Below are 19,166 nucleotides of genomic sequence, written 5' to 3'. Positions count from 1 at the left end.
TCAATTTAGAAGCTTTTGGTTATTTTTGCACTCTAAAATCAGAAGTTTTGCCCAAAATAGGAGACATACAATTGCCTGATTTTCCCTTGTTACTTGCACCCATGGAGGATGTAAGTGACCCCCCATTTCGTGCCTTATGCAAAGAGCAGGGGGCAGATGTGGTTTACACTGAATTTATCTCTTCTGAAGGCTTGATTCGCGATGCCGCAAAAAGCGTAATGAAGCTTGATATTTATGAAAAGGAGCGTCCGGTTGGCATTCAGATTTTTGGGGCGAATTTAGACTCTATGTTGCAGTCTGTTGAGATTGTTGAAAAATCGAATCCTGATATTATCGATATTAATTTTGGGTGCCCAGTGAAGAAAGTGGTGAGTAAGGGAGCCGGGGCGGGCATCTTAAAAGACATTGATTTGATGGTTTATTTGACCAAGGCCATGGTGGAACATACCAAACTTCCGGTCACGGTGAAGACCCGCCTGGGATGGGATGAAAATTCAATCATGATTGTTGAAGTTGCCGAACGTTTGCAAGATGTAGGCTGTAAGGCCATTGCAATTCATGGTCGTACAAGAGCCCAGATGTACAAAGGGTCGGCAGATTGGAAACCTATTGCAGCGGTAAAGAACAACCCCAGAATGCATATACCTGTTTTTGGAAATGGCGATATTGATAGTCCTGAAGCGGCCATGCGAATGCGCGATGACTATGGTCTTGATGGCGCGATGATTGGCCGTGCTAGTATAGGGTATCCTTGGTTTTTTAAAGAGGTGAAACACTTTTTTGCTACAGGCACACACCTAGCACCACCTACGATGCAGGAACGGGTAACGGCCGCAAGGCGTCATTTGCAAATGGCTATCGACTGGAAAGGTGAAAAATTGGGTGTTTTTGAAACGCGCAGGCACTACACCAATTATTTTAAGGGAATTCCCGACTTTAAACCCTATCGTATGAAGATGGTAACCAGCGATGAATCGGCTGATGTATTTGCTGCCTTTGATGAGGTTTTGGAAAAGTTTGGAGATTACGAATTCGCCAACTAGGCAGATACCAACTTGGTATTTATACGGCTACTGGCAATCTTAGAAGCGATGATGCCTAGTACCACGATAGTGGCCAGCACAATCAAGACATTTAAAAAGTTGAGTTCCACGGGGTATTCAATAGATCCAATAGGCACAAATCCAAAAAGAAGTTGAAGGCCCACCAAACACACTCCTAAAAGGATACCGATTATACCGCCAGCAGTTGTTACCAAAACACCTTGCACAAAGTAAATGCGACGCAGTTCTTTGACGGTAACCCCTAAATTATATAAGGTTCTTGAATTCTGCTGCTTGTCTAAAATCATCATAATGATAGCACCTACCACATTGAAGAGGGCTATGATCAAGACCAAGGTAAAAATAAGGTAAGTGGCCACTTGTTCGGTGTTTAACATACGATACAGCGTACCGTGCAGTTGTTGCCTATTTTTTAGCGTAACCGTATTTCCAAGAACGGCTGTGATTTGGTCACGTAGGCGTAGTGCATTCGCTTCAGCCGTGAATTTGAAGTTGATACCCGATACCTGTGTATCGCTTTTCTCAAGGAGAGCTTGTGCTAGTTCAAGGTCGATAAATATGTATTTGTTGTCTAGATTTTCTTCTACTTGAAAGACCCCGCTAATCACTAAAGGCAGCTCGTTATATAGTTGGTTGGCGGTTGCAGGTGATTGCATTGAAATAGATCCCTTGCCTGGTTTTGGAGCTAGAATACGCAAGGGGTTTCTAACCTGGTTTATGGTCACTCCCAATTTGTTGACGATACCGATACCGGCAACCCCTTGTTGCGGACCAATACTCCATTCTCCGTAATAAAGCGTGCTGTCAATTCCCGTAGTTTGGTTGTAGTTGGCATCTACGCCTTTTATACTGGCAATATCGTCTCTTTCGCGATGTCGTAGATACACGCGTTCTTCGATTTCCTTAGAAAAAATGGCTAGGCCTTCGATTTCAGAAAGTTGTTGTTCTTGTTCGGGCGAAACGGAAAAAAACTTTCCGCTGGTCGGAACCGCTTTAAGATCGGGGTCAAAAGCATTCGTAAACGAAAGGCTATATGTTTTTAGGCCTGCGAAGGCAGAAAGTACAATAAACAAGGCCGCTGAGCCTATGACGATCACCAGAAAGGTGATAAAATTAATAACGTTCACGGCATTTTGAGTGCTCTTTGAACGCACATACCGCTTCGCTATGTAAAAGGGAAAGTTCAAATTAAGACTTCTTTCTTTTCTCCAAAAGATCGGGGTTTTTCACAGGATTTTCTTCGCCCTTAAGTGACTTTTCGATATTCTCGATATAGTCTAAAGAATCGTCAAGGAAAAACAAGAGTTCGGGTACACGGCGCAATTGATTTCGCGTGCGTTGTGACAACTCGTGTTTGATTAAGGGTTGATTCGATTGAATGCCCTCCAAGAGTTCTTGGGCATTTTTAGTGGGAAAGATACTGAGGTATACCTTGGCGATTGAAAGATCTGTGGTGACGGCTACTTTCGATGCAGAAATAAGGGTGCCTTTCAATCCGCCGTCTATAGCCGCTCGTTGTAGAATATCAACGATATCTTTTTGAATGACCCCTGCAATTTTTTTCTGCCGCTGTGTTTCCATGAGGCAAAAATACGTAGTAATCTCCGTATTTTTGTAATATTAAGCAAGCATCTACGCTAATAGCTGCGGATATAAAATTGGGTACAGGTGAACAAAATAGAACATATTGGTATTGCGGTCAAAGATTTGGAAGTTTCGAACGAGCTGTTTGAGAAGCTGTTGGGGGTACCGAATTACAAAATGGAAGAGGTACTTTCAGAGGGGGTCAACACCTCTTTTTTCAAATCAGGCCCAAATAAGATTGAATTGCTAGCCGCCACCAGTGCCGCTAGCCCCATAGCCAAGTATATCGAAAAAAGGGGAGAAGGCGTACACCATATCGCCTTCGCTGTTGATGATATCGTGGCCGAAATCAAACGCTTAAAAAAAGAAGGGTTTCAGGTATTGAACGAAACGCCCAAAAAAGGGGCAGACAATAAGCTGGTTGCCTTTGTGCACCCAAAGACCGCCAATGGGGTTTTGGTAGAGCTGTGCCAAGAGGCCCCTGCGTAACCCGCCATAAAAAGGCAGCCGTAATTCTCAAAAAGGAGTGTTTTTTGGGTTGTGAAATGCTTGCAGCCCTAGAAAATAAATAGTAATATTGCAGTCCGATTTTCGGTCCTATAGCTCAGCTGGTTAGAGCACCTGACTCATAATCAGGGGGTCCATGGTTCGAGCCCATGTGGGACCACATTAATGCCAACAGGCCCTTCAAGAAATTGAAGGGTTTTGTTTTTTTAAATGGGTCGAACATAGGTCGAACAATTGATTTTTATTTAGTTCTAATTATTACTAATTTATAGAAAAATTGGGAATAATGATAGATCATAGACGATTAGATAATCTTTTTACAGAAATTATTCGAAGGGCTATAAAGTTGGAAATATTATTGTTTAATTCTAAGCCATATACCAGAGATAGTATCGGTTTAAAATTTTACTATAACGGCACTAGTTTAGTAATAGGTTTTATTTGTTTGGCCTTTATAAATAGATTTGAAAATATTTTCGCTTCATTTTTCCTTTTCATTTTATTTCTTGCTAGCACATTCTTTTGCTCCTTTGCACTTTTCAAAATTACTAAAGACCCTAAAATTGATTTATCCGATGAGTTTTTAATTAGAATACCTGTTCGAAAAGTGAGAGAACAACTATGTACTAATTTGGGCTTTAATTTTACTGTAGGGCAATTAAAAGGAATATTTGAGAAAATGAAAGAATTTGAGTTTCTCAAATCAAAAACATCTTTTGAATCATTCCAAAAAGTCTTTATGTCGGATTTTGGACATGAAGATTATGTCCAATGGAATATTACATTAAGCCAAACGGGTTTGATTTTTGAAATTATGAGTAGATATTCTAGTTCTTTTTCTCCTGCATTAGCAGTTAGAAAAAAGCTATTTAAAACAAAAAAAGGATCGTATATGAAAATTGATTCATTTAATACCGCGAAAAATAGTCGCAACAAGAAAAATGAAGAGTACTTTTTTCACGAGAATCTTCTGCAGTTCGACGATTATATTAGACGTTTAATCGATAAAAACGTTTAGAAATAATCATTTTTTAAAAATGCTGAAAACAATTAGAATAAATTAGAAACGAATTCAAAACATAAACGACGTCGTTTACTCTAGTTAATAATCTAAATATTTTAGAATGAGTAAACTATCTATTACAGCTGAAGAGCTGAAGTTAATTTTTAAAGATTCTTTGTTAGCTCAGAAAAGAGTTTTCAATCTGAAGGATCTTATGACCTATACAGGATGGAGTGATAAAAATATTTATCGCTTGACCTCCTTAAACCTTATTCCATTCACTAAGCCTACACGAGGATCACTTTTCTTTGATAGGCTAAAAATTGAAGAATGGCTACTAAGTAATAGCTCTCCATCAAACCAAGAAGTCGATAGCTTGGTAAACAATCACTTATTTAAGAATAAAAAAGCCTAGTGTAGAGAACGTTTTGCTTTCTATTCTTCAATTAGTACTAAGACGTAAATCATTTAATTGGATTGGCATAATCACCTGCGCGTTAAAAATGGAAAAAAATTTAAGACAGTTTACAGGCGTATTTATTCCTAAGGTAATTTATCTAAATACCGATATGAAGTGGCCTGCAAAAATTCTAGCGGTTGAAATTCACAGTTTTACTGCTAACGGAAAAGAGTGCTATATGTCGAATGAATATATGGCCAAGTTTCTTCAAATATCGGAACGTCAAGTTTCTCGGTATTTGACTCAATTAAAGGAAATTGGTTGGATTGAAGAATATGGCTTTGACGGCAGAAAAAGGTACTTAAGAAGTTGTATGATTATAAACTTTACAACGGGCGAAGCAGCCATGACACAAGCTTCTATTCAGCCTAGACAAAAATGTCTAGGCAGCAATGACGAAAATGTCCAACATATAAAACCAATTATAAAACAAGATTATTCTTTAAAAGAAAAATTAAATACATCAAAAAGTAATCGATCGCCCCTAAAATAAAAAGAAAAAAATGAGTAAATCGATACCAGCGAAAAGAGTCTTAAGCGAATTCTTTTCGAAATTAAACAACAGTAATAACAAAGTTTTAAAAATGCAGTCATCAATCGATTTAAATCAAATGAAAAGAATTTTTGCAAGAGAAGCGAGATTATTTTACCGAGAAAAAAGAAACAGAGAATTTCAGGTTGACACCGATAATAAAAAATATTTCAATCAAATCTGCAAGTACTTTTCAAGGGATTCCTTATTTGAAATTGACCATGAAGGTGATTTGAACAAAGGGCTTTTTGTCTATGGAAATTCTGGAAGTGGAAAAACTACCAGTTTTAAAATTATTCAAAGTATTTCTCAAAAATACAACCTAAAACAATTATGGTTTCCCTTTATCGAAACTCAAGAGGTAGTGAACAAATTTAACTCAGATAAAAACAAAGACTCAATAATAAAAAACTATTCCAAAGGTAACTTTATGTTCGACGAACTTGGAGCGGAAACTACCGCTCAGAATGTTTTTGTTTTTGGAAAGGAAGACATATTCATCAGAATACTTGAAGCTCGTTATAATCAATTCGTAGATAAAGGTGTAAAAACTCATATTACCTGTAATCTTACCCTAGAGGAAATTCGGAAAAGATACGGCCCAAGAGTTGAAGACCGCTTTTACGAAATGTTCAACCTAGTGCCATTGAACGTAACGGGAAAGAGTAGAAGATGAATGTTATTTTTCCTTTAGCCAGCAGCGAAAATTTGCAAAGGAATTTTAATTAGAAGTGTTTGCGACTTTTACTTTGCAAGATGTGTTTTCCGCCCCCTCAAAATTGAGGAGTCCGAAAACCTCTTGCCACTACCGTGGATAAAAACCAACACAAATACTTTGTTTATGGATCAAAAAAAAAGAACAATTTCAGGAAGAAAAAAACTTAATCATCACGATAAGAGAAAACGCATATATCTGTATTTAAACGCATATGAATTAGAGATTTTAAAAACCAGAACTAAGGATGCCGGGCATAAATATATTTCCGAATATATGAGATATAGTATCATCCTAGAAAACTACAAACCTAGACATCTAAATCCGGTCGAGTTCCTTAATGATATAAAAAATCTTTCGCTAGAAGTTAACAGGGTTGGTGTGAACATAAATCAAATAGCTCGCCACCTTAATGAACTAAGATTGCAAAACATTATTCCTATGAATGTATCTGACGCTATTGATGAACAGCTATCGCTATATATTATGCAACAGCAAAAAATAATTACAAAGCTCAAAGGGGTTATACTCTAGGTGAAAAATATGACCAAACTAATTCTATGTGTACATCAAAAAGGCGGTGTAGGTAAATCTACTATAGCCCTTAACCTTGCACTAAACCTTTCCGATAGTTCAAAGGTAGCAATACTAGACATGGACCATCAGGGTAGCTTATTACAACTGCATGAAAAGATTGATGGAATCTACATTACAAATGACGAGCAAATAATTTCTAACAATATCGAATATGATTTCATCATCATAGATACCCCACCATATCTTTCCAACGCATTACCAAATTTAATTCAAGTCTCAGATTTGATTGTTATACCAACAAAAGCAGGGATTTTAGACGTATTGGCAATCAAAAGCACCTTGGACTTGGTAAAGAGAGAGAAAATGGATTCTAAAGCTCTTATAGTCTTTAATATGATTAAACCCAACACGACACTTACTAAGAATATTATGGAACTGGTTAAACCATTTGAAATTCCAGTTGCTCGCACGAAGATTAGCGATTTAGTTGCCTTCACAAGGTCCGTAGCTCTGCAAGGTGTTCGGCATCATATCAAAGCACAAGGCCAAATAAATAATTTAACCAAAGAAATTCTAATAAGGTTACTATAGATACAAATCTAGAAATGTAGGTTTCTATAATCCTACCCTACTATAAAACTATATTACTATGGATAAAAAAAAGAACATACGAGACTTAGTTAAAGAATTACAGAATAAAAAATATCCTATGGCCCTTCAAGAGGTTAATCCGATTATCGAGAGTATTAACAAGGAAATGGTACAATGTAATTTTGACATCCATCCTGATTTAAAAAAACGATTAAAGTTTAGAGCTTTGGAAGACGGACATAGTATAAAAGAAATAATTACTACGGCCATCCGAGAGTATTTAGGTAAACATTAAATTGTATTATATTTTCCTAAATTTGATTTAAACAAATGAAATAAGGAACATAAAAGAATTATAAAATACGAAAGCATTTGCTTTTGATTTGGTTTCGATAAAATCGCCAGTTTTAATAGAAATAGCCAAAATCAAGACTGATGCCCACGCTCTGGCGTGGGCTGTTCTTGTTTGGCTATGGGGTGTCTGGCGATACCTTCGAAATCTTCAAGTTCGGTTCCACGCTTTTTTATGCAGAATAAATCAAAAGAATTTCAAGTTATTATAGATAAAGACATTGATTCAGAAACCAAGGAAATCCTGAATAGATACTGGAAATTCGATGGAAGTGAATTTCAAGAACAAATAGGCAAAATAGGTAAAGAGTTTTGTCTTGATTATACGCCTTTAATCAAGATTATTCAAAAACACTCTTCTGGGTATGTAACCGATTATTGCTATCAGTGTGCAAAGCAACTTTTCTATAAAGTTAAATCTCAAACAAAATTTCTTTTACATTTTCGATCTAGCAACTTTTGCGATGCATGCCAGAACATTATTAATGAAAATAATAAGAGACGCAGTGCAGAGCTAAGAAAAAGACATATTGCTACCCGGAAGCAGAAATTAAATCGTGCAATACAAATTCGTGCGTGGGAAAAATTAAGTATTGAAGAATGTCATGTATTACTTGGCCTTGTTAAGAATCCGGATAGAACTATTGATTTTGGGAAACTTAACCATTTAAACCGTACTGAGAAACAGAAAATCCTTGATAAATATGATTCTCTAGGGTTAATTGTAAAAGGTATGGATTATGGTTATTATAAATTAGAGCTTGATTTCTCCAAATATTTACCTCGTAAGCTAAGGTGTTATTTATTAGAATTTAAAAAGAAAGACTTCCAAGAAAATTACAAAAATGAAGAGATGGAAATACCTTTCTAAAGCGGAGCAAATTAAATTAAATTATGCTCGCTTAATCTATTTAAATCAATGAATATATTATTACATCTTACTTTTATCAAGAACAATATTTTGATGAAATACAATTTATCCAAATAGACTACTGGGGTTTAGGTTTCCACTATTTAGATTATCCCAATTTTCGTTGTAAACATCCGCTTGACGAATATCATATTTTTGTTGCTCAACTACTTCCGGGAAATATTGCTTTTCGAGTATTTCCGGGGTGTTATTGTCAGCTCTAGCATTAGTCGCCGTACGGAGAACAGTAAAAGCTTCGAGTTCCTGCTCTGTATCACACTGAAACATCATGTTTCTAATTTGCCCATCACTCAAATCATTGGAAACCCATTCCTTCCAATAATTTGGGTCTAGCATAATCGGTTGGCGCTTTTTTCCATTATGAACCATTTCCATAAATGAATTGGCTGGTGCAGTCAAGATACTGGTATAATTGATACCATTAATGGTGTTGTAAACACCCAATAAGCCCAAGTATGTTTCATGTACTGGTTGCACAAGATGGGGATATGAGGCCGACTTTATCTTATAGGGCTCAAAATATCCCGTAACGGGAATAATACATCTACGTCTTAAAATAGCTTCTTCACTCCTGTTGTTCTCAAAGACATATTCTGCTTGGGTATTTAAAGATTTGCCTGCAAGCTTTTTCCACCTTTCACTCACATCATTGGTCCAGGGTTCTACAATGCCCCAAGTCATTTCGTCAATAATATTCGGGTTTTCTTGGGTTACTGCATAGATGGTTTCATGAGCAAAGCCAGTCATCCAGTAATGAGGCCGGTAATTTAAACTAGCTTTTTTTTGTGCTTCTAGCTCTCGCTCCATTTGGGCTATTGATTTTTCTTTATTTGATGTTGAGTAGCACATGATTTACAATTTATATAAATATAATTAAAATTAGATAAAATGGATTATATCCATAAATTTGGAATATGTCCGAATATTTTAATATACATGAAGGATTAATATCCCTTTGGATAAGGCAAGCTGTTTATTTCGAGGGAAATTTCAAGGTATCTAACTCCGGACGTGACTACATTTCTGTATCGAAAGGAAAAGCTATGCTTTACAAACACGGTCATTTAAAAAGATATATAAAAGAGCCTGAAAAATTGGAGAAAACACTTCATGCATTAGTATCTAGAAACCTGAACTTTGAACACAATGCATATTATTACTATTATTCCCGTGGTGAGTGGCGACGCTTCGAAAAAAAGAATTGAATCTTTAACTTATTCTGTCAAAAGTTGACTGATCTGATTCTTCATTTGAACTTTGGTAGGGTCACCTATAACACCCGTTTCACAAACTGCATCTCTAATTCATTCCAAACGAAGATTTGTTCTCTTATTTGTAGTTGTGGTTTTAATCATTCCTCTAATATCTTCAATTGGAATCATTTCTTCTACTGAACCGTCATGATTATGTACAACTAGAGCATCTAAATCCATTCTAAGAAAAAAGTCTAATGCCTTGCACAACACACGAGTTTTAGATATGCCATGATATATTGGGCGAATCTTGTCTTCCCGTATCAAGTACCATTTATTATCCCTCCAAACAACATGCAGCTTATTGGCCGTAGCGCCTGCTTCTACGAAAAGACTCCCAAAATCATATTTTCTTGATTCTTTAGGCATAACTCAAAGTTATCTTTTGTTTATAAATTAATCTGGCCCACCATTTCTTTATTAATTTCATCTTTTTTTTGAACTTTGAAGGAAGATAGCAAAATTAATGCTAGGTAGTAAACTCTTTACAGAAGGTGAAATATTCAAAGTGTTAGTGTCTATTCAGGCTTTTGTATCATTACTAGCCCCTTTGCCACCTCTCGCTGCACGCGCCTTACGAATCGCTAGTCTTTCTTCAATTTTTTCCTTGTCAGTAAGGTTTCTTGAATCAATTAAATCCTTCCAATTCTCTAACTCATCCTTTTTTTTGCTCATATATTCTTAATTGATCATTGGTCGCAAACTACTCTTTATCTGAACTTTTGGAGAAGTTACTGAAATTCATTCCATTTTATATATTCTTTACAAAAGGTGCAATTTGTAAAGAGTTTGTCATTCACTTAAACTTTAAAAAACCCATAATTTTCACTTAGCTAAATTATCAGATAATATTTATTAGAACAATCATTGTCGATTCTCAGTAGATTCTGGCTAAGTAGAATCCACTAAAATCACAGACGATATACTTTTAGCTACGGTTTTTTATGTAATCATGTCTAGATTTCATCCAAACAAATGATTCCTTTTTGAAAGTCCTTGAATACAACTCCTTGTCAATTATTTGATCTAAGTATAGTTCAATTGTCTTCGTAAATTCAATCACATAGTCTAATAAATTAATGTAGTTGGCTTCTTCATCTCTTTTGACAACTAATATTCTATTCGCCTTTTTATCTAAAGATGATTGAGCAACTTTAAAATAACTGGAATAATTATTTTCATCTCGGTAGTTTGTGGTATGTGATGCAATTTTATTGCGCAAATCAATTGCATCTAATTTTTTCAATTCCTCTCGAATTTCTTTTTGATTTTGAAAGTTGAAAAGTCTTACTAAATCTATCATAACTCCAGTTTGTAAATAACAAGCATTTAAAACGCCATATAATCTAAGGTACATTTCTCCTTGTCTATTTTCATTTATATATAAACCATTTTCTATGAACTCATTAATCGCATATTGTGCATCTTCCATTTGATCAATACATGCCCTATACAAATCAAAGTCATGTGCATTTTGAAATTTCAACTTTTTAGTTAACTGTTTTTTATGCTCTTCTTCGGTCGGATAAGTCTTAAGATTCGTATATCTTAAAATACCCAGTAAAATTTGACAGTAGATTTCAACCTTGGATAGGTGACTTAAATGTTGTTCATCTGTCATGTTACTTATAAGCTATTTTCTAAAGGGAAAGATTACGCCATCACCGCGGTGTTAGTTGGTGGACTTGATTTTAATTTTCCAAAACTCTCTAATTCTAAAAATTTTGATTTAAAAAGTTTAGAAGGAATCTTCATTTTTAGAAGATTGTGAAAATTCTCGTCGTGTGTAGACAAAATAATTTGTTTTTTATTGTTTACCACGATACTCCTCAACAAATCTATAGTCGAAAGTACATTTATACTATCCATTGACTGAATAGGATCATCTATAAAAATACAGTCATAAGTTTTGGAATTAAGGGCGGAGGCAAGAAAAATACTCAGGCTCAAAATATTTATCTGAGCTGTACTAAAATAGAGATTTGGTATAATATTATCTTCACTGTTATCATCTTGACTCCCTTTTAAAATAACATCCAAACTTGGGTTTTCATTGTCAAATGTAACTATGAATTCTACCTTTTTAAAGCTTGGATGAGGGTCAATCTTACTATAAATCTCATTTATCAAATTTTCATAGAAGAACGCTTTGATTCTCTCGTCCAAATGGCTCTTAGTCTTTTCAATCTCAGCACCAAGAGATTCTTTGACTCTATCTTTCAAAAATTTCAATTCTTCCTTCGATATAGCCAATTTTAACTTTGCCTGCTCAGATTGCAGATAGGGCACGATGTTTTCAGAGTATCCTTTAAGCTTCTTGATTTCAATAATAGATTTTTGATATTGTCCCAATTTATCTTTCATTTCAATTCCCTTATCCTTCAGAGTACTATTTAAAACTTCACTCGTTAAACCTTCTGGAGATATGGATAGATTTTCTTTGAGATGATTCTGATATATCGAGATTAGGGATTCCATTTCCTGAAGTTTGCTATCAATCTCTGTCAAGTCTTCCTTCAGTTGTTTTTCTTTTAGTTTTTTGAGTTTCTCAGTTAACGCTTTTAAATCATTCTGGAGATTAGCAAGTGCATCATCCAAAGCCTTAGACTCATCCTCGTTATTGCCAACTTTAGAATTGAAAAAATCGACTAAATTTTCTTTGCTTTGTTTATTGAAGTCCAACCATTCATCAACTTTGTTATAGTCTTTATCATTTCTCAACTCCTTAATTTCCCTATCTAAAAGCGTAATCTTACCTGAAAGTTCATTCCTGTCAGACTCTAATTTTTGGTGGACTATTTCGTTTTTGACAATTTGTTCTTCACTGGATTTTTTAGAAGCCAGAATAACATCCAATTCTATCTTCATCCCTTTCTCAAATGCATCTATGGTATCTTCCTGAAAATCGGATTTCAAATCCAGAAGCTTTTCACTTTCTGTATTCAACTGCTTGGTGATTTCATTAAGCAGATTTTGGTCATCTTCTTTCAGCTCACCCAAAAGTTTTAACTGACTTTGCAAATCATCAAGTCTATCGGTATAGAATTGCTGAATTTCTTCGGAGGGTTTATTCTTTGAATCACGATTATTGTCTATTTCATTCTGCTTTTTTGTGCGTTCTTCCAACAGCGATTTTATTGAAGCTGAAAGGGCATCATTGTTCATAACCCTATCTGCTAAAGTTTGGTAATTCTCATACGCTTGTTCGCAGAGTGGACAGGTATTGGTTTCTTGCTCGTTAACAATGTCAAGACCAGAGGCGATGAACTCATTCAATGATTTATTCAGTGATTCTTGTGAGTCTATACTTTGTTGCACGGACTTTAACTCTTTCTTAAGCTGCAATCCTTCTTCTTCAAGAGTTTCAAGTAGTTTAAGATTCTTGATTTGTTCTTGGTTTTTCCCAAGGCTGATTTCAGAATATTGCCCTAAATCAAATTCTTGAATAACCTTTACCAACTCATCTATTTCAACTTCAAACTTAGAATACGAAGTTTGGGACTTGGCAGTCTTCGTACGTTGAGAATCTAGTTTTTCATTTAAACTCTTTATTGTTTTTTCAAGGGCGGCAAGATTTTTCTTGAGTTGAGGAATTTTACCTAATCCTTCAGTGACTTCGAGACGTTGCCTTTCAAACTTTTTGCTTGCGCCTTCATCTTCTATTAGTTGCCGATTGCTTTCTTCAATATCAGTTTTAAGTTTTTTTAGTTGTTCTTGATGTTTATTCTTAAGTTCATTTTTTGATATGATTTTTGACAATGCTTCATTAAAAGCAGGAACTAATTTTTGAATATCCCTCAGTTCTTTTAACTGTACTGTCTTTTCAACTTTTGACTTTTCTTTTTGGTCAATTTCATTATTTGTGGCTTCGAGTTTTTTGAAATCGAGTAGGTTGTTATTTATTGCTTTTTTTTGTTTTACAACAGCAGTTAAGTTTTTTATGGCTTCAAAGTATTGCTTACACGAAAGAAAATCGGTGGTGCCGTTCTGCGCTAAAGTTATGTGCGATAACAATTTTTCTAACCTGTTCACCTCGGAATCATCGGCAATAATATCTGACAGCGCATCTCGAAAATCGGTTATTTCTTTTTTGGTAGTGACGACTTCAATTTTGTTAAGGGCCACACTGAGCTCAAACTTGTTGACATTGTCTATCTGGTTGTTTATGGTAGTTAACAAATCTTCTTCTGAAGTTTCTTTAATTCTTTCCTGAAACTCTGTAATATTCTTTTCAATGGATGCTATATTTCTATCATTGGCATTGGAAAGCGCAATAACATTTTGGTAGTACAAGTCAATTTTGTTGAGACTTGGATTACTTTCCATAAATTTTTGATATCGTAGATGTCCATTGGCCTCCTTTAAAAATCTCGAAATCCATTCTTGAGATAGAATGACACTCAAAAAATCTACATTTTCCTTACCTTGTCCATCTTTATTGATGTCATAATGCCTTTGACCTGGGACTTTAAGATCTCGATTTTGGAATTCTTCATTGTTTGAATCCATAATCTTTACCCACACGTCATTGGTAGTATTGTAGTTTTTTAGAAGTTTAATTTGCTTTGGATTCAACTGTCTGAGCATTGACAGTGAGCTCTTGGTGTTGTAACTATTTACCCAAAAACGCTCTATGTTATTAGTTACGGCCCACTCAACCGCATCATAGAATGATGTCTTGCCAAAACCATTAGGCGCGAACAGCGAAACGAAATCTGCGGTTTCGCCATCTTCTGTTACAAAATTGAAGTTAGCATCCTCTGGATGGTCATATATCCTAAAACCAGATATCTCTACTGAATTGAATTTCATTCCTCTTCTTCTCTAAATTTTGTTATTAATTCGTCATAAGCCAGATTTAATTGCTCGGGCAAAATATTCTTTTTCTTTATCTTTTTGTCCTTTAGCACATTATAAATTAGAGGATTATACGAGTAGTCAACTGACTCGGTTCTAATCTCATTATCCTCTAAAGTCAACTCATTATTGACATGTTTTTTGATTAGGTCCTCGGCTGAAATCCCAGCTTCTTCCACTATTTTACGGCTAGAAAAAGTATTATTTTCAATTGTATATTTTAGATTCATATCTTCTAGTGCTTCAGACATCAAAAAGAATAAATATATGTTCCATTTCTCAAAACTCGTTTCAAGATGATTTTGATAATTCAATGCTACACTGTTTGTGATGCGCTTCCAGTTATCTAGTAAAAAATTTTCATCTGGTATTTTTAATAGAAGACAGTGAGCCTTGCCTTTTTCTAAATCGACAATTCTCTTTTCCAAAACTACCCTTGAAAAGTCTTCTTTAAATGTAGCTGTGATATTATGATAAGAGTCCTTCATACAATTCTTTTAGTAATGGATAACAATCCACTGGTTTCATATTCACGAAGTTTTCATTTAGGGCAAGAGCTGCATCTTCTTTAAAAGTTGAGATACTTGCATATTTAAAGCGGTCAAATGGGAACTCTCGAACTTCAGCAATATCTATTAACCCAGATGCCAATGCTTCATTTTGCATATTTGTAAATTCGATGCGCGCTGTAGAAGATATATCTGGAACAATATCACATAGTTTATGAATGCCTTTTGTTTTTGGGTTTTGGCTCTGTTTGTTAGACGTAAATACTACAAGACCACCATCCTCCAAATTTGTATAGTCTATTTTCCATAAATCCTGTAAATGCTCATCAAGGAAATAACTATCCGTATTGGAATAGAAAAACCTAATTTTTTGAGTTAGAACTTTCAAATCTGCAGTGTTATGCACCTTGTCTTTTGCAATATTCAAAATAACTAGTAACTCTAACCAAAAAGTCCATACTTTTTTGCGTCGAAGCTCAATGTTATCTTTATAATTTATCAAAAGACGCTTATCACCCATGAAACTCTTCAAGCCCAATGGTGTTAAATCGCTTTCCCGTATTAATTGAGCCTTTGCTGTTAGAAGCCCTGAAAGTGCGGCTTCTTCTTTATGTAAAGGCGCCTTACCCATTTGGAATGTTTCGCCAATAAGTGACACAAATGATTTTAAGAAAACCGGTAACAGTCTCGCAAGTCTACCATCTGCGTAATACTCTTCAACAATTTCTTCAAAATATTTTATTGGCACAAACCCAACCTCACCAAAAGGTAGGTCCACATCAGTTGCCATTCTGCTTTGAATCCCCGTCACGAAAATATTTGATAATCCATCAAAAGTCATAATACCACCGCCCGAAGTACCTTCGATGTCTTGTTTCGTTAGAATATCATTATTTAATTTTGCAACGTCAAAGAAATTACCCGACTGTTTAAAATTTGCAATCATAAAGCTAGAGTAATCATTCCCTATACCATCTTGATGCTGAAGCCTACCAGGAAAACCACAAAGCCAGTAGTAATTTTCTAAGCGTTTTTTCCTGATATGGATGTTTTCGAAGCCTTTACGATAAGAGATTTTTAGAATAGCAGCGTCTGCATTTTGATGTGGAAAATAATTTTCACCAAGCTGAACCGTAAATGTTTCAGTAGCATCATCCCAACTATCGCCATCATATTCTAAAAATGTCAGCGATGTTTCGGTATTGTCGCCAACATATTCTAACTGCTTAGTCTCTTGATTTTCATTTTGAAAAAGGTGCTTAGCGGTAAGTATATAAGTACTCGTATCATCCATAGGCTGAAAAACACATCCACTTCCAGAACCAATTTTTACGGTATGCCTTTTTAAATTATTCGCGCTCATTATTTTATGTTAAACTCTGAAATTAGTTTGACTTCGAGATCTGGAAATTCAGCTTTGTCTTGTTCCGTAAGAAGATTATCTACTACTACTTCATAATTTGAATAAATAGTTGCGTTTGGATTTTTTGCCGCTATTCTAGCGATTGTAATCTTATGTGGATGACCATGACCAGTACTATCTGTGCTTATAATGTAGTTTTCAGTGTCTATCAAATCAAAAAGTTCCTTATTATTATTTGCCTTACTACCATGATGAGATACTTGCATAAACTCTACCCTTACAGGATTTTCCTCTGTATACCCTAAGTCTTTTAGTGCATTGCATACTGCCTTTGGATGTGAATCGGCTAACAGTAAAAATCTCTTGTTTTTGTAAGTCACTAAACTTGTAATACTACTCCCATTTTTCTCACTTCTATCTTGTCTAAAACGAAATGATGGTTTGTTCTCTGCTGAAATAATGTCGCTCAGATTTGTTGACCAGTCATTTTTTGCAGCAGTATATTTTATATCACCTGTATCTTCGTGGTAGAGTTCAAGCAAATCTTCCAACTGCTTCTGAGTAGGGGTAAGTATATCAAAAGATAATCCATGGCCTTCCCAGCGGTAACCTTTTTTAATTAAGCTATCTTGGGATAAGCCATGCTTTTTTAAAAATTCTTGAAACTCTATACCTTCGTCAACACCGGTAAACACATTTGAGCCATCTGCTAAGAATATGTTTAAGTCTTGGTTTTTTGATTTGTTAAGACTACTGGCAATTAATTCGCCTGAGTTGAACCAAACTTCATTTATAAATTTTGGTGCATTCTTGTCGAGCTCAAACCACTTCAGTAACCCTTCAATATGATCATTATCTATGTGAGATAGAATTAGTAAATCAATGACTTCATTTTTAAGTTTAATGGCGTCTATTTCTTTTTTTAATATGCCCTTTCTTCTTATTCTGTCAAAATAGGTAGCTTCTCTACCGCCATCCACTAGAATATTCTTAGGTTGCCCGTTCTCATCAGTAACGCTTATTACAATGGCATCTCCGTTTCCAGATTTTAAAAATTTAATTTTCATAATTCATTTTATATTGGTGATCGCATATTTTTTTCCTAATCCATAAACTATTAAGATTCGAAGATTAGGAAACAAAAAAACTTGGACAGTAAAGCTTCAACTGAATTTCAGTCATAATAGAAGCATGTGAAATAAGTGCATTTATTTGATTATCGGTTAATGAAACAAGGTTAGTTCCAACGTTTCTAGCAAGCTTCAGCTCAGTGTCGGGTTGTAGCTCTTTAATAATTGTAGAATAATCAACGCTTATTTTTAATTTGTTTTTTATTACTTCCCATTTTTTTGTGTCAATATCAGCATCAGTAATGTCGTGCGATTTCCAGACATGTTCTTTTATTTGTCCCTTTTTTAAAGCTTTGATAAACTCAGGTATTGATTCCTCAAAATTCCACCCTAAAGATTGATAGGCTACCTCATGCTCTTGATGTGTCCCAACTTGAAATAGCTCATGAGCCATTTGTAAATTCTTAATTCGATTCATAAAAACGTTTGAGGTCCTAAACAGTAAGGCAAAAGAGTTCCAATATTTGTTTTTGAAGGGCATTTCATTACCAGCATCACTAACTAAAATGTGATAACAGCCATATTTACTGGATGTTTGAGTCAATTTATGCAGCCCTTGGTTGTCATAAACGCCACCATCTACAAGTCTAGGTTTGATAAGCTTATAGTCTTCTTGGTTATTATAAAACTTCTTTTTGATTCTAACGGGTGTAAAAACACCTGGAACAGCTGTAGAAGCCGCCACCGCCCGAGCTAATGGAAAATTAGATGCTTTATAATTTATTTGGGGTAATTCTTCATCGTAGGTATATTTTGAATCACCCATACTAGTGTTATTGAATACAAAAAGTCTTCCTGTTTCTAGATTTGTGGAGTTTATTGCTAATTCTACATCAGGAGAAATATCTGAAAGTAGTGCGTTTTTAAGAAAAAATCTATTGTATGCTCTTTCATTCATGGCGCTTAATGGAAATACCCTGAACTGAAAAAACAGAATCAGTAACATAAAGCTTAATATTCCCAACAAACCAAATAAATCTAGTCCCCTAAATAGTAGCCAAATACTTCCAATTATTAAGCCAAAAAAGAGTATTGTAGGAATCAAAATCCTTAAAGAAGTCAATGTGAACTTAATAACACTTCGCTTAGCACCGTGCAATATTATTTTTTCAAATTCATTATAATTTTTCAGATGCAATGCATATGTCGCTCCTGTGATTGAACCTCCTGAATTTGAAGAAATGACGTCTACTTTATCTAGCAAGTTTAGCTCTTTTAATTTTTTGAAAGTTCCTAAATGATAAACCATTGCCCTATAACCTCCACCACTTAAACTTAATCCAAATTTTTTATTGTTTATCATTATGAGTTTTTAATAAGTATCACTTATTTTATCTTACTCGAAAAAGCACTGTCCATTCCCTAATATTGGCAACAAAAAAAGGTAAATGATTATGTAACCACTACTGATTGAATCATGTCAACTGAAGACTGGCTTTTTTTGGTTGTAAGAATTTGTTACTAAAATAACTTTTTATCAAACATAATCAATAAGAAATTTCTTTCTATTCTTTTTAGAATAACGATGCTTTAAAACCTTGAAGCTTCTTGACCAAATAAATTGAATAAGACTCTTTACATTACACCTTTCTAAGATGTTTTCAGAATTGTAATTGAACTCTCTGAAATAGACCTCAAAAAAGTAAAACTCTTCACAAAATCCGCTTTTTGTAAAGAGTTCAAAAGTGTCCTATGAAAGACTAAAAAAGACTGTATTTAAGACACTTCAAGAGAAAGTTTAATACTCGTAAATTTTTGTCACATAAAACCGCCGTTCTA

The 19,166-nt window shown here is 34.8% G+C and carries 21 protein-coding genes and 1 tRNA gene; 11 read left to right on the top strand and 11 right to left on the bottom strand.

Annotation, left to right across the window (positions count from 1 at the left end; genetic code table 11):
* Positions 1 to 47: 47 nt before the first annotated feature.
* Entirely contained in the window at positions 48 to 1,043 is a 996-nt protein-coding gene (gene dusB, locus ABJN95_RS17065; RefSeq protein ID WP_348372174.1) for a tRNA dihydrouridine synthase DusB, read from the top strand.
* Here the strand turns inward: dusB and ABJN95_RS17060 are convergent.
* Together ABJN95_RS17060 and rbfA are read right to left on the bottom strand one after the other, a co-directional pair.
* The gene (locus ABJN95_RS17060; RefSeq protein WP_348372173.1) at positions 1,040 to 2,251 is read right to left on the bottom strand and encodes an FtsX-like permease family protein; all 1,212 of its coding nucleotides are present in this window, start codon (positions 2,249 to 2,251) and stop codon (positions 1,040 to 1,042) included. The two genes, dusB and ABJN95_RS17060, sit on opposite strands and share 4 nt — an antisense overlap.
* Before the next feature lies 1 nt (position 2,252).
* Complete coding sequence (gene rbfA, locus ABJN95_RS17055; protein WP_348372171.1) at positions 2,253 to 2,645, bottom strand: 30S ribosome-binding factor RbfA; 393 nt, start codon at positions 2,643 to 2,645, stop codon at positions 2,253 to 2,255.
* Between the two features lie 87 nt (positions 2,646 to 2,732).
* Here rbfA and mce point away from each other — a divergent pair, with 87 nt between their 5' ends.
* The 10 genes from mce to ABJN95_RS17005 all read left to right on the top strand — a co-directional run bounded on the left by mce (position 2,733) and on the right by ABJN95_RS17005 (position 8,215).
* A complete protein-coding gene (mce, locus tag ABJN95_RS17050) occupies positions 2,733 to 3,137 on the top strand; it encodes a methylmalonyl-CoA epimerase (protein WP_348372169.1) in 405 nt (134 codons plus the stop codon).
* Between the two features lie 104 nt (positions 3,138 to 3,241).
* Positions 3,242 to 3,315 (top strand) — tRNA-Ile (locus ABJN95_RS17045).
* A 126-nt stretch (positions 3,316 to 3,441) separates the two neighbouring features.
* Complete coding sequence (locus tag ABJN95_RS17040; protein WP_348372168.1) at positions 3,442 to 4,173, top strand: hypothetical protein; 732 nt, start codon at positions 3,442 to 3,444, stop codon at positions 4,171 to 4,173.
* Between the two features lie 106 nt (positions 4,174 to 4,279).
* Positions 4,280 to 4,573, top strand: coding sequence for a DNA-binding protein (locus ABJN95_RS17035; RefSeq protein ID WP_348372166.1), 294 nt, complete (start codon positions 4,280 to 4,282; stop codon positions 4,571 to 4,573).
* Between the two features lie 88 nt (positions 4,574 to 4,661).
* Positions 4,662 to 5,111: a helix-turn-helix domain-containing protein gene (locus ABJN95_RS17030; protein ID WP_348372164.1), complete on the top strand. Its 450-nt coding sequence runs from the start codon at positions 4,662 to 4,664 to the stop codon at positions 5,109 to 5,111.
* Between the two features lie 10 nt (positions 5,112 to 5,121).
* Positions 5,122 to 5,826 carry a hypothetical protein gene (locus tag ABJN95_RS17025; RefSeq protein ID WP_348372162.1) on the top strand — a complete coding sequence of 235 codons (705 nt, stop codon included), beginning with the start codon at positions 5,122 to 5,124 and terminating at the stop codon, positions 5,824 to 5,826.
* Between the two features lie 165 nt (positions 5,827 to 5,991).
* Entirely contained in the window at positions 5,992 to 6,399 is a 408-nt protein-coding gene (locus ABJN95_RS17020) for a hypothetical protein (protein WP_348372160.1), read from the top strand.
* Between the two features lie 9 nt (positions 6,400 to 6,408).
* Positions 6,409 to 6,993 (top strand): ParA family protein, encoded by a 585-nt coding sequence (locus tag ABJN95_RS17015; RefSeq protein ID WP_348372159.1) that lies wholly within the window; start codon positions 6,409 to 6,411, stop codon positions 6,991 to 6,993.
* A 58-nt stretch (positions 6,994 to 7,051) separates the two neighbouring features.
* Positions 7,052 to 7,288 carry a hypothetical protein gene (locus ABJN95_RS17010; RefSeq protein ID WP_348372157.1) on the top strand — a complete coding sequence of 79 codons (237 nt, stop codon included), beginning with the start codon at positions 7,052 to 7,054 and terminating at the stop codon, positions 7,286 to 7,288.
* 231 nt (positions 7,289 to 7,519) lie between these two features.
* Complete coding sequence (locus ABJN95_RS17005) at positions 7,520 to 8,215, top strand: hypothetical protein (RefSeq protein ID WP_348372156.1); 696 nt, start codon at positions 7,520 to 7,522, stop codon at positions 8,213 to 8,215.
* 105 nt (positions 8,216 to 8,320) lie between these two features.
* Here the strand turns inward: ABJN95_RS17005 and ABJN95_RS17000 are convergent, their stop codons facing one another.
* The 9 genes from ABJN95_RS17000 to ABJN95_RS16960 all read right to left on the bottom strand — a co-directional run bounded on the left by ABJN95_RS17000 (position 8,321) and on the right by ABJN95_RS16960 (position 18,690).
* Positions 8,321 to 9,124, bottom strand: coding sequence for an SOS response-associated peptidase family protein (locus ABJN95_RS17000; protein WP_348372154.1), 804 nt, complete (start codon positions 9,122 to 9,124; stop codon positions 8,321 to 8,323).
* A gap of 455 nt (positions 9,125 to 9,579) precedes the next feature.
* Positions 9,580 to 9,897: a hypothetical protein gene (locus ABJN95_RS16995; protein WP_348372153.1), complete on the bottom strand. Its 318-nt coding sequence runs from the start codon at positions 9,895 to 9,897 to the stop codon at positions 9,580 to 9,582.
* A 153-nt stretch (positions 9,898 to 10,050) separates the two neighbouring features.
* On the bottom strand, positions 10,051 to 10,203 hold the full coding sequence (locus ABJN95_RS16990) for a hypothetical protein (protein ID WP_348372151.1): 153 nt from the start codon (positions 10,201 to 10,203) through the stop codon (positions 10,051 to 10,053).
* A gap of 253 nt (positions 10,204 to 10,456) precedes the next feature.
* A complete protein-coding gene (locus ABJN95_RS16985; protein ID WP_348372149.1) occupies positions 10,457 to 11,149 on the bottom strand; it encodes a hypothetical protein in 693 nt (230 codons plus the stop codon).
* A 32-nt stretch (positions 11,150 to 11,181) separates the two neighbouring features.
* Positions 11,182 to 14,340, bottom strand: a complete 3,159-nt coding sequence (locus ABJN95_RS16980) for a hypothetical protein (RefSeq protein ID WP_348372147.1) — start codon at positions 14,338 to 14,340, stop codon at positions 11,182 to 11,184.
* Positions 14,337 to 14,873 (bottom strand): ABC-three component system middle component 1, encoded by a 537-nt coding sequence (locus ABJN95_RS16975; RefSeq protein WP_348372145.1) that lies wholly within the window; start codon positions 14,871 to 14,873, stop codon positions 14,337 to 14,339. The genes ABJN95_RS16980 and ABJN95_RS16975 overlap by 4 nt, the downstream gene beginning before the upstream one ends.
* Positions 14,854 to 16,257: an ABC-three component system protein gene (locus ABJN95_RS16970; protein ID WP_348372143.1), complete on the bottom strand. Its 1,404-nt coding sequence runs from the start codon at positions 16,255 to 16,257 to the stop codon at positions 14,854 to 14,856. The genes ABJN95_RS16975 and ABJN95_RS16970 overlap by 20 nt, the downstream gene beginning before the upstream one ends.
* On the bottom strand, positions 16,257 to 17,324 hold the full coding sequence (locus ABJN95_RS16965) for an MBL fold metallo-hydrolase (protein ID WP_348372141.1): 1,068 nt from the start codon (positions 17,322 to 17,324) through the stop codon (positions 16,257 to 16,259). Before ABJN95_RS16965 ends, ABJN95_RS16970 begins: the two co-directional genes overlap by 1 nt.
* Before the next feature lie 64 nt (positions 17,325 to 17,388).
* Entirely contained in the window at positions 17,389 to 18,690 is a 1,302-nt protein-coding gene (locus ABJN95_RS16960; protein ID WP_348372140.1) for a patatin-like phospholipase family protein, read from the bottom strand.
* Between the last annotated feature and the right edge of the window lie 476 nt (positions 18,691 to 19,166).

The organism is Maribacter sp. (assembly GCF_039974175.1).
In the GTDB taxonomy this organism is placed as follows: Bacteria; Bacteroidota; Bacteroidia; order Flavobacteriales; family Flavobacteriaceae; genus Maribacter_C.
Note: the sequence above shows the minus strand (reverse complement) of the source record. Positions and strands in the feature narration are given on the sequence as shown.